Genomic DNA, 215 nt, shown 5'->3' on the forward strand with positions numbered 1-215 from the left:
GGCCACCTCGTCGAAGTCTTCCGTGAAGACTGGGACCAATACGACCCCGAACCGGTGATGTCCTACTACTCGATGACTTATCCGGGCATCACGCGCGCTTGGCACAAACACCACCGCGGACAGGTCGACCACTTCGTCTGCCCGAAAGGCCGGATCAAGGTCGCCATCTACGACGACCGCGAGGACTCGCCCACCCAAGACCAATTAGACACTTT

1 pseudogene is annotated in these 215 nt (G+C 59.1%); it reads left to right on the plus strand.

The features are described 5' to 3' along the window. Window positions 1-215 (plus strand): annotated as a pseudogene (locus tag EXE45_RS18030) (dTDP-4-dehydrorhamnose 3,5-epimerase); the annotation flags it as partial.

The sequence above is a fragment of the Halorubrum sp. SP9 genome (genome assembly GCF_005435015.1).
In the GTDB taxonomy this organism is placed as follows: domain Archaea; phylum Halobacteriota; class Halobacteria; order Halobacteriales; family Haloferacaceae; genus Halorubrum; species Halorubrum sodomense.